Below are 12,546 nucleotides of genomic sequence, written 5' to 3' on the forward strand. Positions count from 1 at the left end.
GGTGGGCGGGTGAAGACCCTGCTCATCGACAATTACGACTCGTACACGTACAACCTGTTCCAGCTGATCGCCGAGGTCAACGGCGAGGAGCCGGTGGTGGTGCGTAACGACGCCCCCGTCGACGGGATTCCGGATCTCCGGGAGTTCGACAATCTGGTGGTGTCCCCGGGCCCGGGGCACCCGGGCGACGCGCGTGACTTCGGCATCGGGGCCAGGCTGCTCGCGATCTCCCCGGTTCCCGTGCTCGGCGTGTGCCTCGGCCATCAGGGCATCGCGCTCGGGGAGCGCGGTGTGGTGGGGCCGGCTCCGGAGCCGCGGCACGGGCACCTCTCCACGGTCCGGCACGACGAACGGGATCTGTTCCAGGGCCTGCCGCAGCATTTCACCGCCGTCCGCTATCACTCGCTGGCCGTGCGCGAGCCGTTGCCTCCGGCGCTCGAGGCCACGGCCTGGGCGGAGGACGGCGTCCTGATGGGACTGCGGCACCGCGGCCGGCCGCTGTGGGGCGTGCAGTTCCACCCGGAGTCCGTGCTCACGGAGTACGGCCACCGCATGCTCGTGAACTTCCGCAACCTGACCGCCGAGCGCGCCGGCAAGCTGCGCACGAAGAACACCGCGGTCCCGTCCCCCGAGATCCCGACCCGCCGCCGGGCAGTGGTACCGGAGTGCGACGCGGGCGTCCGGCGACCGACGGGGGCTCGGAGGACTACGGCAGGGGCTCAGGCGGCGGTTGGAGCGGATTCCCGGCCTGCGGCTGTTGCCGGGGCCGGGGCGAGCGGTCGGGCGGCGGGGGTTTCCGGGGCCCTGCTGAGCAGTGGGACGGTGGCTGTATCCGAGGCCGGGGCCGAGGCCTGCGATCAGCCCGGGGCCGTTTCCGAGGCCGGGGCGGGCTCTCGGCCTGTGGCTGTTGCCGGCGGCGGGGCGGAACCTCGGCCTGTCGCCGGCGGCATGGCGGAACCTCGGCCTGTCTCCGGCGGCGGGGCGGAACCTCGGCCTGTGGCCGTTGCCGGGGCCGGGGCTGCGGTGAGCAGTCGGGCAGCGGCCACTTTCGCGGCCGGGGCCGCGGCGGGGCCGCCGCGGGCCGCGGTGCCTCGGCCTGCTGCCGTCTTCCCCGTCTCGGCGATGTCCCGGGCTGACGGGGCTGAAGCGGCCGGAGACGCCGTTCCGGTCGACGGGGCCACCGCGGGCGCCGACGTCCCCCTGCCACCCACGCCGCCCGCCGTCGCCATTCCCCGCCCCCGGCGCCCCGGACGGGTCGGCTACCGCCTGCACACCCGCCGGGTCACCGGTGCCGTCGACACCGACGCGGCCTTCACCCGGATGTTCGCCGGGTCGCCCCGGTCGTTCTGGCTGGACAGTTCACTGGTCGAGCCCGGGCGGTCGCGGTTCTCGTTCCTGGGGGACGACAGCGGGCCGCTCGCCGAGTTCGTGCGGTACGACGTCACCACCGGGCGCTGTGAGATCGAGCGGGCCGGGCGGCCGGTGCGGAGGGTCGCGGCGAGTGTCTTCGACTATCTGAAGCGGCAGTTGACGAATCGGCGGGTGGACGCGACCGGGCTGCCGTTCGACTTCACCGGGGGCTACGTCGGCTACCTCGGCTACGAGGTGAAGGCCGACTGCGGGTCGCCCAACCGGCACCGCTCCCCCGCCCCGGACGCCGCCTGGCTGTTCGCCGACCGGGTGATCGCGGTGGACCACGAGGAGGGCTTCACCTACGCCGTATGCCTGGCGGAGGACACCCCGCAGGCGGCCCGGGAGGCCGCCGACTGGCTGGAGGGCGCGCTGGCGGACCTCAGCTGCGTGGCGACGGAGCGGGCGCCCCTGCCCGTGTCGTCTGCCCCGGCCGACCCCGGCGCCGCCGAGCCGTGGCTCGTACGCGACCGGGCGACGTATCTCGCGGACATCGAGGCGTGCCGACGGGAGTTGCGGGCCGGCACCAGCTACGAGGTCTGCCTCACGAACGCCGCCCGGTTACCCGCTCCGCCGGACGCGCTCGAGTTCTACCGGACGCTGCGCCGCGACAACCCGGCCCCGTACGCGGCGTTCCTGAGGTTCGGGGAGCTGGAGGTGGCCGGCTCCTCGCCCGAGCGGTTTCTGAAGATCGGTCGGGACGGTACCGCCGAGGCCAGGCCCATCAAGGGGACCGCGCCCCGGGGCGACGGGCCGGAGGAGGACGCCCGGCTGCGGGACGCGCTCGCGTCGGACGACAAGACCCGGGCCGAGAACCTGATGATCGTCGATCTGCTCCGCAACGACCTGGGACAGGTCTGCCGGACGGGGACGGTGCGGGTCTCCAAGCTGATGGCCACGGAGACGTACGCCACGGTGCATCAGCTCGTCTCGACCGTGGTGGGACGGCTGCGGCCGGGCACGGACGCGGTGGACTGTGTCCGGGCCTGCTTCCCGGGCGGGTCGATGACCGGCGCGCCGAAGCTGCGCACGCTGGAGATCATCGACTCGCTGGAGACCGAGGCCCGGGGCGTGTACTCCGGCGCCCTCGGCTACTTCGGGTGCGGCGGCGGCGCGGATCTCAGCATCGTCATCCGTACCGCCGTGTTCGCCGACGGCCAGATGCATCTGGGCGCGGGCGGCGCGATCGTGCTCGGCTCCGATCCGGAGGCGGAGTACGACGAGATGCTGCTGAAGACCGCGGCCCCGATGCGGGCCCTGCACCAGCACACGGCCGACCGGATACGGCGGCAGGCCCCGCCCGGGGACAGAGCCGGGGCGGCCGGGGAGGCCCTGCGATGACCAGTCCGCAGGTAGAGCTGAACCCGGCCGATACCGAGGCGCCCGGGAACATGGCGGCCCAGCTCGCGGAACTCGCCGAGCGGCGCGGATGGAACGGGCGGACCGCCTTTCACCAGGGGCACCGGGCCTGGACCCACGGGGAGGTGCACGACCTCGCGGCCCGTGCGGCCACCGTGCTCGCCGAGCACGGGGTGCGCCCCGGGGACCGTGTGCTGCTGGCGCTGCCCGACTCCCTCGCCTGGGTGACGGCGTTCCTCGCCACCGCCCGGCTCGGCGCCGTCGCGGTCCTGGTCAATCCCGAACTCCCCGCGGCCGACCATGGGTTCCTGGCCGAGGACACCGGGGCCCTGCTGTGCGTGACGGGGCCGGGCCTGGAGGAGCGGTTCGCCCGCCGGTCCTGCCTCGGAGCGGATCATCTGATGGCGCTCTCCCCCGCCGCCGAGCCCGCGCCCGCCCACCAGGTCGACGCGCACGCCCCGCTCTACGTGCAGTACACCTCCGGCACCACGGGCCGCCCCAAGGGCGTCGTGCACACGCACGGAGATCCGCGGACGTACCACGACCTGGTCGGCCGGCGGGTGCTGCGGATCACCGCGGACGACGTCACCCTGTCGGTGTCGAAGCTGTACTTCGCCTACGGCTTCGGCAACGCCTTCGTCTTCCCGCTGTTCTCCGGTTCGTCCGCGGTGCTGGTGGACCGGCGTCCCGGTCCGGCCACCATCGACGAGCTGGTCGCCCGGCACCGGGTGACGCTGCTGTACTCCGTGCCGTCCGCGTACGCGGCGCTGGTCGCCGAGCGGGGCCACGGGCACGAGGGCTGCTTCGCCTCGGTGCGGGCCGCGGTGTCGGCCGGCGAGGGGCTGCCGGACGGGCTCGCACGGCAGCTGACCGCGCTGCTCGGGGCGCCGGTGCTGGAGCAGATCGGCTCCACCGAGGCCGGTCACGCGTTCTGCGCCAACGGCTTCGCCCACGACCACCCGGGCACCGTCGGCCGTCCCGTGCCCGGCTTCGAGGTGGAGCTGCGGGACCGTGACGGGCACCCGGTGCCGGACGGCGAGGAAGGCGAGATGTGGGTGCGCGGGCCGACGGTCACACCCGGCTATCTGAACCGGCCGGAGGAGACCGCGCGGACCCTGGTCGGCGGCTGGCTGGCCACCCACGACCGGGCGTGCCGCGAACCGGACGGCTCCTACCGGCATCTGGGCCGCGCCGACGACATGGAGATGGTCGGCGGCATCACCGTCTCCCCGCTGGAGGTGGAGGCCGTGCTGCGCGGCCATCCGGCGGTGCGGGAGGTGGCCGTCGCGGCGGTCGCGGACGGGCGGGGCGCGAGCCGGCTGCGGGCCTTCGTGGTGCCGGTCGCGTCCGTGCGGGACGGTCTGTCGGACGAGCTGATCGGCCTGGCGCGGGAGAGCCTCGCCGCCTTCAAGGTCCCCCGCAGCGTCAGCTTCGTCTCGTCGCTGCCGCGCACCCCGACCGGGAAGCTCCGCCGCCATCTGGTGCGCCGGGGCGCCTGGTGAACACCACGGAAAGGAACGGCCGCATGCGACAGTCGCAGGCCCAGCCCTTGTCCCTGCCCTTGCCCTCGCTCGCCGATCGCGGCTTCTACCTGGGACCGGTCTTCCGGCGTGCCGCCGACCGGCACGGGGCCGTCTTCGTCACCCTGGACCGGCCGCTGGACGTCACCCCCTCCCTCGGGGTCGACCTGAGCTACACCGTGCTCGCCGACGTGGTCGAGGAACTGTCCGGCCGGCTGTGGGAGGCCGGGGTGCGGCCCTCGGAGCAGGTCGTCGTGCACAAGGCCGACAACGTCGACATCATGCTGCTGACCTGCGCCGCCTCCAGGATCGGCGCCGTGCCCGTGCTGCTGTCGCCCGCGCTGGCCCCGCAGGTGGCCGGGCAGCTCCTCGCCCGGCTGCGCCGCCCCTGGCTGATCACCGACAGCGCCACCCTGGACGGTCTGAAGGACCTCGCCCTGTCCGGGCTCGTGCGGCGCACGCTCTCCGTGGACGACGCGTCCGGGGCGGAGCCCCTGGCGAAGTACGCAGGCGCCGAGCCGCCCCCACCGGTCCGGCTCCACCCCCGCGAACCCGCCCTGATCACCCACAGCTCGGGCACCACCGGTGTGCCGAAGCTGGCCGTGCACTGCGCGCAGACCATGTGGAACCGGCTCGTGCCGCAGCAGGCGATGGGCTGGCCCACCCGTGGCGAGCCTGCGGCGCTGCACATGTCGTTCGTGCACTCGCGCTTCTACCATCTGCTGGGTGTCCTGCTGCACTTCGGCAGCCCGCTCGTGCTGATCACCGACCCGGATCCGGCCGCGGTGGGCCCGCTGCTGGTCCGGCACCGGCCCGGCATCGTGGAGACGCATCCCAACACGTTCGTGCTGTGGGAGGAGCTGGCCGACGCGCCCGGGGCCCCGCTGTCCCGGGTCCGGTCGTACGGCTCCACGTTCGACGCGATCCACCCGCGCACCGTACGGCGGCTGCTGGGCGCCTCCCGACGCCGTACGCCCTGGCTGATCCAGCTGTACGGGCAGAGCGAGACGGGCCCGGTGGCGTTCCAGGTGGTGACGCGGCGCGGTGCCGCCCGGGTGGACGGGCGCCGGGTCGGGATCGGGATACCCGGCTTCACCCGGGTCCGTGTCACCGACGCCGAGGGCCGACGGGTCGCGCCCGGCACGCCCGGCCGGATCGAGGCCCGCACCCGGGGCCGGATCCTCACCTACCTCGGCATGCCGGAGCGCTACGACCGTCAGCTCACCGACGGCTGGTGGGAGATGGGCGACATGGGCTACCGGAGCCGCCTGGGCGCGCTGTACCTGATCGACCGTGAGGTGGACCAGATCGACGCCGTGCACAGCAATCTGGAGGTCGAGGACACGCTGATGTCCCGTCTCGAGGAGCTGCGCGAGGTCGTCATCGTGCCGGGCGCGGACCGCGAGCCGGTGCCGGTGGTGTGCGTGCGCGGCGAGCGGCCCCTGGACCCGGAGCGCTGGCGGCAGGCGACGGCGGGACTGCCGGCGATGGCCGAGCCGCGGCAGTGGCGGTTCGAGGAGCTGCCGATGACCGCGACGTGGAAGGTGAAGCGCGTGGAGATCGCCCGGATGCTCACCGAAGGCGCCCGCGCATGACCGTGGTCGTGGTCGTGGGCGCCGGACCGGTGGGCCTGTCCGCGGCCCTGGCCCTGCGCGGGCACGGACTCCCGGTCGTGCTGCTGGAGGCCGGCCCCGAGGACCGGGAACGGCCCGGCAGCCGGGCCCTGTTCGTGCACCGGGAGACCCTGGGCCTGCTGGACGCGATGCTGCCCGGTCTCGCCGCCGAGATCACCTCGTACGGGCGGACCTGGCACACCCGGCGCACCCTCTACCGGGGACGTGAGGTCTACGCCCGCACGTTCCCGCCGCCGTCCGGTCCGCCGCCCTTCACCAGCCTGCGCCAGACGGACACCGAACGGTTCCTGCGCGCGGCCTGCGAGGGGGCCGGGGTGGAGTTCGTGTGGGGCGCGCGCGTGACGGGTGTGAGCACCTCGGAGACGGGGGTCCGGCTGACGGGTGAGGACGGTCGGGTGTGGACGGGCACGTACGCCGTGGCCGCCGACGGCGCCCGCTCCGCGGTCCGGCGCGAGCTGGGCATCCCCATGGAGGGCACGCACGGCGAGGGCTTCCACGTCGTGGTGGACGTCGCCGACGTGCCGGGCGCGGAGCTGCCGCTGGAGCGGGTCTTCCACTACGAGCATCCCGGGGTCGGCGGGCGCAGTGTGATGCGGGTGCCGTTCACCGGGGGCTTCCAGGTCGACCTGCAGTGCCGGGACGACGACGCGCAGGAGGAGTACGGCACCGAGGAGGCCGTACGCCGCTGGCTGCCCGCGATCGTCGGGGACGGCTACGGCGAGCGGATCCTGTGGGTGTCGACGTACCGCTTCCTGCGCAAGGTGGCGGCCTCGTTCACCGATCCGCACGGGCGCGTGCTGCTGGCCGGGGAGGCGGCGCATCTCTTCCCGCCGTTCGGGGCACGTGGCATGAACAGCGGGATCGCGGACGCGGCGGCCGCCGCCGAGGCGATCGCCGCGGGGACCGGCGAGGCGGTCGCGCGCTTCGCCGAGGTGCGGCGGGCGGCGGGCCTGTTCAACAGCGCCGCCGCCGGTACGGCCCTGGACCATCTGCGGCCGCACCGCCGTATCGTCCGGGTCAGGCAGCGGGCGGCGGCGGCCCTGGCACCGGTGCTGCCGTGGTGCGGATCTTGGCTGGAGCACGCGCCGTACGGGCCCCGGAACGGGGCGCCGGCCGTCGCGGGCCGCAAGTACTGAGGAGGCCCTGGTGGTGACACGACCGGCGGTGGCGGAAGGCGTGTGGACGTGGACGCCCGGCCGTGGCCTGGCCCCCGCCCCGGACCAGGAGGCCGGGGGGCGGCTGCTCGTCGCGGACTCGTGGCTGCTGCGCGGGGGCCGGGTGCGGGCCTATGCCCGGCACCGGGAGCGGTTCTCGCGGTCCTGCGTCGAGTGCGGCGGGCCGGAGCCGCGCCGGCTCGTCGCGTTCTGGCAGGACGTGACCGCCGCGCTGCCGCGCACGGGTGAGTGGTTCCCGCGGGTGGAACTCGCGGCGGGCTCCCTGGAGTTGCGGCTGCTGTTGCGTCCCGCCCCGCCGCTCGGCACCGAGATCCGGCTGTGGGCGGCGGGCCAGCCCGACCCGCGGACCGTGCCCCGGCGCAAGGGCCCGGACCTGGAGACCCTGGCCCGGGTGCGTCGCCGGGCCGCCGGCGAGGGCGCGGAGGAGGCGGTGCTGATCGCGCCCTCGGGCACGGTGCTGGAGTCGGCCACCGCCGGCGTGCTGTGGTGGGAGGACGACACCCTGTGCCTGCCCCCGCCCCATCTGCCCGTCCTGCCGGGTGTGACGGCCGGGCTGATCCAGGAGCGGGCGCTGTGGTCCGGGATCCGGATCGCGCACCGTGAGCGGACCGTGGCCGAGCTGGACGGCCGCGAGGTGTGGCTGGTGAACGCGCTGCACGGGATCCGGCCCGTGACGGACTGGACGGGACGCCCGATGCGGGTGCCTCCGGCACAGCGGGCCGCGGAATGGCGGACCTGGCTGGACGGCCTGATGGAGCCGCTGCCGACCTGAATTCGCAGAATAACAGAGGACATGACGACGCCGGGTCGAAGGAATTCGACCCGGCGTGATTTCCGCTGTTCGTTTCAGTTTTCCGGCGCCGTACGTCAGCTCTTCGGCACCATACGCGTGGCTATCGCGATGCGGTTGTAGGCATTGATGACGGTGGCCGCCCAGATCAACGCGGCGATCTGGTTCTCGTCGAACACCTCGGCCGCCTCGGCATACACCGCGTCCGGGACGCGACCGTCGTGGACCAGGGTCACGGCCTCGGTCAGCGCCAGTGCGGCGCGCTCCCGCTCGGTGAAGAAAGGCGTCTCCCGCCAGGCGTTCAGGGTATACAGGCGCTGCTCGGTCTCGCCCTGGGCGCGGGCGTCCTTGGTGTGCATGTCGAGGCAGAACGCGCAGCCGTTGATCTGCGAGGCGCGGATCCTGACCAGTTCGAGCAGTTCCGGTTCGACCTTGGCGTCCTGCGCCGCGGAAACGGCGGCGGAGTGCAGGGAACCCATTGCGGCGGAGACGTCCGGGGTTATTTTCTTCAGGGCGACACGGGATGCGGAAGGGCTTTCACTCATGAGGTGACCATATCCCCAGGAGCGCATTACCGAAGGGGAATTCGCGCGATTATCCGGGCAGTACCGCACACAGCGCGTCCAGCGCCCCGGTCCAGGCGTGGTCCGGCGGTGTGCCGTAGCCGACGACCAGGGCGTCGGCCGGAGCGGCCTGCGCGGCGGGGTGGGTGTAGCGGGCGAGTCCGTGGAGCGCGAGTCCCCGCCAGTGGGCTGCCTGGACCACCGACTGCTCGGTGCCGGGCGGCAGCCGCAGCAGGACGTGCAGACCGGCCGCGATGCCGGTGACCCGGGCCCCGGGAGCACGGGCCGCGACGGCGGCGACCAGGGCGTCCCGGCGGCGGCGGTAGCGCAGGCGGGTCGCGCGCACATGGCGGTCGTAGGCCCCGGAGGCGAGGAACTCGGCCAGGGTCAGCTGGTCCAGCACCCCGCAGGTGTCGACGCCGCCCTTCGCCGCCGCGACCTCCTCGGCGAGGCCCGGCGGCAGCACCGCCCAGGCCAGCCGCAGCCCGGGGGCGAGGGACTTGCTGGCGGTGCCCAGGTAGATCACCCGGTCGGGGTCCAGGCCCTGGAGCGCGCCCACGGGCTGACGGTCGTAGCGGAACTCGCCGTCGTAGTCGTCCTCCAGCACCAGCCCGCCGGTGCGGCGCGCCCAGTCCACGACCGCCGCTCGGCGGTCGCGGTGCAGGGGCACGCCCATGGGGAACTGGTGGGCGGGGGTGAGGAGGACCGCGTCGGCGCCGGACAACTCGCCCGGGTCCGTGCCCAGTCCGTCGAAGGGCAGCGGGGTGGTGCGCAGGCCGGACGCGGCGAGGAGCCTCCCGTGCGCGTCGAGCCCGTACGACTCGACCGCGACGGTCCGAGCCCCGCGTGCCCGCAGGATGGTGCCGAGCAGCTTCAGGCCGTGCGCGAACCCGGCGCACACCACGATCCGTTCGGGGTCGGCGCGTACGCCCCGGGCCCGGGAGAGGTAGCCGGCGAGCGCGGCCCGCAACTCCGGGCGGCCCCGGGGGGCGCCGTAGTCCAGCGCGTCGTACGGGGCGGCGGTGAGGGCTCGGCGGGCGGCCTTGAGCCACTCCGCGCGCGGGAAGGACGTGAGGTCGGGGCTGCCGGGGCGCAGGTCGTAGGCCGGGCGGGTGCGTGCGCGGGGGTGGGGTGCCGTACCGGCCGGCGGGACGACGGTCCTCTCGGCGACCCGGGTCCCCGAGCCCTGCCGGGCGGTGAGCCAGCCCTCGGCGACCAGGTCGGCGTAGGCGTCGGCGACCGTGTTGCGGGCGATGCCCAGGTCGGCGGCGAGCGCGCGGGAGGAGGGCAGCCGGGTGCCGGGGGCCAGCCGGCCGGAGCGCACCGCTTCGCGCAGGGCGTCGGTCAGCCCCCGGCGCAGGCCCGGGCCGGTCGGCTCCACGTGCAGGTCGATGCCCAGAGTGGCCCATGGTTCCGCCATGGAAATGGACCATACTCCTGGGCTGCTTCGCTCCTAGGGTCGAGGCATGACGACCAACACCGACACCCCGACGACCGTGGAGTACGCCCCCGAGCAGCCCGCCCGCCTGGAGTGGGCCAAGCACGCGCCCGAGGTCTACAAGGCGATGGTCCGGCTGGAGACCGCCGCCCGAAAGGGCCTCGACCACAAGCTGTACGAGCTGGTGAAGATCCGCGCCTCCCAGATCAACCACTGCGCGTTCTGCATCGACATGCACACCAAGGACGCCCTGGCGTCGGGCGAGAGCGTCGAGCGGATCGTGCAGCTCAGCGCCTGGGACGAGTCGCGGCACTTCTACACCGCGAAGGAGATCGCCGCGCTGGAGCTGACGGAGGCGGTGACGGTCCTGACGGACGGTTTCGTGCCGGACGAGGTCTACGACAACGCCGCCAAGCACTTCGACGAGGCGGAGCTGGCGCAGGTCATCGCGGCGATCACGGTGATCAACGCCTGGAACCGGTTCGGGGTGACCTGCCGGATGGCGCCGGGGCACTACGAGCCGGGGCAGTACAAGTGACGAGCCGTACCCCGCTGCTGGACCCCGCGGTCGGCCGGGCCATGTCGGCTCTCAGCGCCGCCGCGAAGAAGGGCCTGGGCGACCCGGCCCTCGCCGAACTCGTCGTCATCCGCGCCTCGCAGCTCAACCACTGCGCGTTCTGCCTCGACATGCACCTCGCGATCGCCCGCGAGTACGGGGTGAGTGAGAAGCAGCTCGACCTGCTGGCCGCGTGGGAGGAGGCCGAGGACGTCTTCGACGAGCGGGAGCGGGCCGCACTGGCGCTGACGGAGGCGGTGACTCTCCTGACGGAGGGCTTCGTGCCGGACGAGGTGTACGAGCAGGCCGCCAAGCACTTCGACGAGGCCCGGCTGGCCCATCTGATCGGGCTGGGCGTCGCCATCAACAACTGGAACCGGGTGATGGTGAGCCGCCGGATCCCGCCGGGGGGATACACGCCATGAGCAAGGCCGATGTGTTCCGCGCCCTGCACCACCACCGGGTGCCCGGTGATCCCCTCGTGCTGCCCGGCCCCTGGGACGCGGCCAGTGCCCGGGTGTTCGTGGAGGCCGGGTACCCGGCGCTCGCCACGCCCAGCGCCGGGGTCGCCGCGTCCCTGGGGTACGAGGACGGACAGACCCCGGCCGACGAGATGTTCGCAGCGGTCGCCCGGGTCGTCCGTGCCGTCGACGTGCCGGTGTCGGCGGACGTCGAGGGCGGCTACGGACTCGCGCCGAAGGAGCTGGTGGAGCGGCTGCTGGAGACGGGGGCGGTGGGCTGCAACCTGGAGGACTCCGAGGACGGGGTGCTCAAGGACCCGCGCGCGCACGCCGACTGGCTGGCCGAGGTGCGGGCCGCGGCCGGTGACGGGCTCTTCGTGAACGCGCGCGTGGACACCTTCGCCTGCGGGGTCGCCGATCCCGGACGGGCCATCGAGCGGGCCGCGTTGTACGTCGCCGCGGGCGCCGACTGTGTCTACCCGATCGAGGCCCCGTACGAGGTGCTGCCCTTGCTGCGGGCCGGGATCCAGGGGCCCGTCAACGTGGGAGCCCTGACCGACGAGGGCCCCTCGCCCGCCGAACTCGGCGCGCGAGGGGCCACCCGGATCACCTTCGGGCCGGGACTCCAGCGGCGGGCCGCCCGGGCCCTGCGGGAGATCGCCGGTCAGTTGACGTAGAGCAGGTCAGGACAGCCACTTCTTCCAGGTGGACTTGTGGCTGTCCACCCACTTCTTCGCCGCCTCCTCCGGGGTCATCTTCTTGTCGGCGATCATCAGGGAGACCTCGTTCTGGTCCTCGGTCGTCCACTTGAACTTCTTCAGGAACGCCGCCGCCTTGCCGCCGTTCTTCGCGAAGTCCGCGTTGAGGTACTTCTGCAGCGGCGTGTGCGGGTAGGCGCAGGCGACCTTCTCCGGGTCGGCGTCGCAGCCCTCCTTGTACGCCGGCAGCTTCACCTCGGTCATCGGGACCTTCTTGAACAGCCACTGCGGGGAGTACCAGTAGGTGAGGAAGGGCTTCTTCTCCTTGGCGAACTGCCTCATCTGGGTGATCTGCGCCGCCTCGGACCCGGCGAACACCACCTGGTAGTCCAGCTTCAGGTTCTTCACCAGCGCCTTGTCGTTGGTGACATAGGACGGCGAACCGTCCATCAGCTGGCCCTTGCTGCCGCTCTCCGGGGTGCGGAACTGGTCGGCGTACTTGTTGAGGTTCTTCCAGTTCGTGATGTCCGGGTGCTTCTTGGCGAAGTACGTCGGGACGAACCAGCCGATGTGCCCGGTGACACCGAGTCCGCCGCCGGGCGCGATCGTCTTCTTGTCCTTGACGTACCGCTGCTCCTGCTCCGGGTGGCCCCAGTCCTCCAGGAGCGCGTCGACACGGCCCTGGCTGAGCGCGTCCCAGGCGGGCACCTCGTCGACCTGGACGGTGTCGACGCGGTAGCCCAGCTCGTTCTCCAGCAGGTACTGGGCGACGGCCACGTTGGACTGCGCGCCCACCCAGGACTGCACGGACAGGGTCACGGACTTGGCGCCCTGCGCGTTGGCGAAGGGCGAGGCCTGCTTGGTCATGTCGGCCGCGCCGCAGCCGGTGAGCAGCGCCAGGGAGCTCACGGCGGCGATCATGGCAGTCGTACGGACTCGCAT

At 73.3% G+C, this 12,546-nt stretch carries 11 protein-coding genes; 8 read left to right on the top strand and 3 right to left on the bottom strand.

Annotation, left to right across the window (positions count from 1 at the left end; all coding sequences use genetic code 11):
* Positions 1 to 9 precede the first annotated feature (9 nt).
* From pabB to ACZ58V_RS04700, 5 genes are read left to right on the top strand one after another with little or no spacing between them, the layout of a single operon-like run.
* Positions 10 to 2,751, top strand: a complete 2,742-nt coding sequence (gene pabB, locus ACZ58V_RS04680; protein ID WP_471288342.1) for an aminodeoxychorismate synthase component I — start codon at positions 10 to 12, stop codon at positions 2,749 to 2,751.
* Positions 2,748 to 4,271: an AMP-binding protein gene (locus tag ACZ58V_RS04685; RefSeq protein WP_468187233.1), complete on the top strand. Its 1,524-nt coding sequence runs from the start codon at positions 2,748 to 2,750 to the stop codon at positions 4,269 to 4,271. The genes pabB and ACZ58V_RS04685 overlap by 4 nt, the downstream gene beginning before the upstream one ends.
* A 23-nt stretch (positions 4,272 to 4,294) precedes the next feature.
* Positions 4,295 to 5,884 (top strand): class I adenylate-forming enzyme family protein, encoded by a 1,590-nt coding sequence (locus tag ACZ58V_RS04690; protein WP_471288345.1) that lies wholly within the window; start codon positions 4,295 to 4,297, stop codon positions 5,882 to 5,884.
* Entirely contained in the window at positions 5,881 to 7,059 is a 1,179-nt protein-coding gene (locus ACZ58V_RS04695) for an FAD-dependent monooxygenase (RefSeq protein ID WP_471288347.1), read from the top strand. Before ACZ58V_RS04690 ends, ACZ58V_RS04695 begins: the two co-directional genes overlap by 4 nt.
* Positions 7,060 to 7,072: 13 nt before the next feature.
* Positions 7,073 to 7,870: an aminotransferase class IV gene (locus tag ACZ58V_RS04700; protein ID WP_471288734.1), complete on the top strand. Its 798-nt coding sequence runs from the start codon at positions 7,073 to 7,075 to the stop codon at positions 7,868 to 7,870.
* A gap of 95 nt (positions 7,871 to 7,965) precedes the next feature.
* Here ACZ58V_RS04700 and ACZ58V_RS04705 read toward each other — a convergent pair whose 3' ends face one another.
* Together ACZ58V_RS04705 and pdxR are read right to left on the bottom strand one after the other, a co-directional pair.
* On the bottom strand, positions 7,966 to 8,433 hold the full coding sequence (locus ACZ58V_RS04705; protein WP_471288349.1) for a carboxymuconolactone decarboxylase family protein: 468 nt from the start codon (positions 8,431 to 8,433) through the stop codon (positions 7,966 to 7,968).
* Positions 8,434 to 8,482: 49 nt separating this feature from the next.
* Positions 8,483 to 9,871 carry a MocR-like pyridoxine biosynthesis transcription factor PdxR gene (gene pdxR, locus ACZ58V_RS04710; RefSeq protein WP_471288351.1) on the bottom strand — a complete coding sequence of 463 codons (1,389 nt, stop codon included), beginning with the start codon at positions 9,869 to 9,871 and terminating at the stop codon, positions 8,483 to 8,485.
* A 46-nt stretch (positions 9,872 to 9,917) separates the two neighbouring features.
* Between pdxR and ACZ58V_RS04715 the strand changes: the two genes are divergently transcribed.
* Genes ACZ58V_RS04715 through ACZ58V_RS04725 form a run of 3 tightly spaced genes read left to right on the top strand, consistent with a single transcriptional unit; the run spans position 9,918 to position 11,583 of the window.
* Entirely contained in the window at positions 9,918 to 10,427 is a 510-nt protein-coding gene (locus ACZ58V_RS04715) for a carboxymuconolactone decarboxylase family protein (RefSeq protein WP_471288353.1), read from the top strand.
* Positions 10,424 to 10,870 carry a carboxymuconolactone decarboxylase family protein gene (locus tag ACZ58V_RS04720; RefSeq protein ID WP_471288355.1) on the top strand — a complete coding sequence of 149 codons (447 nt, stop codon included), beginning with the start codon at positions 10,424 to 10,426 and terminating at the stop codon, positions 10,868 to 10,870. Before ACZ58V_RS04715 ends, ACZ58V_RS04720 begins: the two co-directional genes overlap by 4 nt.
* Positions 10,867 to 11,583, top strand: a complete 717-nt coding sequence (locus tag ACZ58V_RS04725; RefSeq protein WP_471288357.1) for an isocitrate lyase/PEP mutase family protein — start codon at positions 10,867 to 10,869, stop codon at positions 11,581 to 11,583. The genes ACZ58V_RS04720 and ACZ58V_RS04725 overlap by 4 nt, the downstream gene beginning before the upstream one ends.
* Positions 11,584 to 11,589: 6 nt before the next feature.
* On the opposite strand, the gene ACZ58V_RS04730 is transcribed toward ACZ58V_RS04725, so the two are convergent.
* Positions 11,590 to 12,546, bottom strand: a complete 957-nt coding sequence (locus ACZ58V_RS04730; RefSeq protein ID WP_468187217.1) for an ABC transporter substrate-binding protein — start codon at positions 12,544 to 12,546, stop codon at positions 11,590 to 11,592.

The sequence above is a fragment of the Streptomyces sp. NPDC040589 genome (genome assembly GCF_055594445.1).

Excerpts from the sequence above, each read along its gene's own strand:
- ACZ58V_RS04685 (WP_468187233.1), top strand. The coding sequence starts at position 2,748 with ATGACCAGTCCGCAGGTAGAGCTGAACCCGGCCGATACCGAGGCGCCC.
- ACZ58V_RS04690 (WP_471288345.1), top strand. The coding sequence starts at position 4,295 with ATGCGACAGTCGCAGGCCCAGCCCTTGTCCCTGCCCTTGCCCTCGCTC.
- ACZ58V_RS04695 (WP_471288347.1), top strand. The coding sequence starts at position 5,881 with ATGACCGTGGTCGTGGTCGTGGGCGCCGGACCGGTGGGCCTGTCCGCG.
- ACZ58V_RS04705 (WP_471288349.1), bottom strand. The coding sequence starts at position 8,433 with ATGAGTGAAAGCCCTTCCGCATCCCGTGTCGCCCTGAAGAAAATAACC.
- pdxR (WP_471288351.1), bottom strand. The coding sequence starts at position 9,871 with ATGGCGGAACCATGGGCCACTCTGGGCATCGACCTGCACGTGGAGCCG.
- ACZ58V_RS04715 (WP_471288353.1), top strand. The coding sequence starts at position 9,918 with ATGACGACCAACACCGACACCCCGACGACCGTGGAGTACGCCCCCGAG.
- ACZ58V_RS04725 (WP_471288357.1), top strand. The coding sequence starts at position 10,867 with ATGAGCAAGGCCGATGTGTTCCGCGCCCTGCACCACCACCGGGTGCCC.
- ACZ58V_RS04730 (WP_468187217.1), bottom strand. The coding sequence starts at position 12,546 with ATGCGAGTCCGTACGACTGCCATGATCGCCGCCGTGAGCTCCCTGGCG.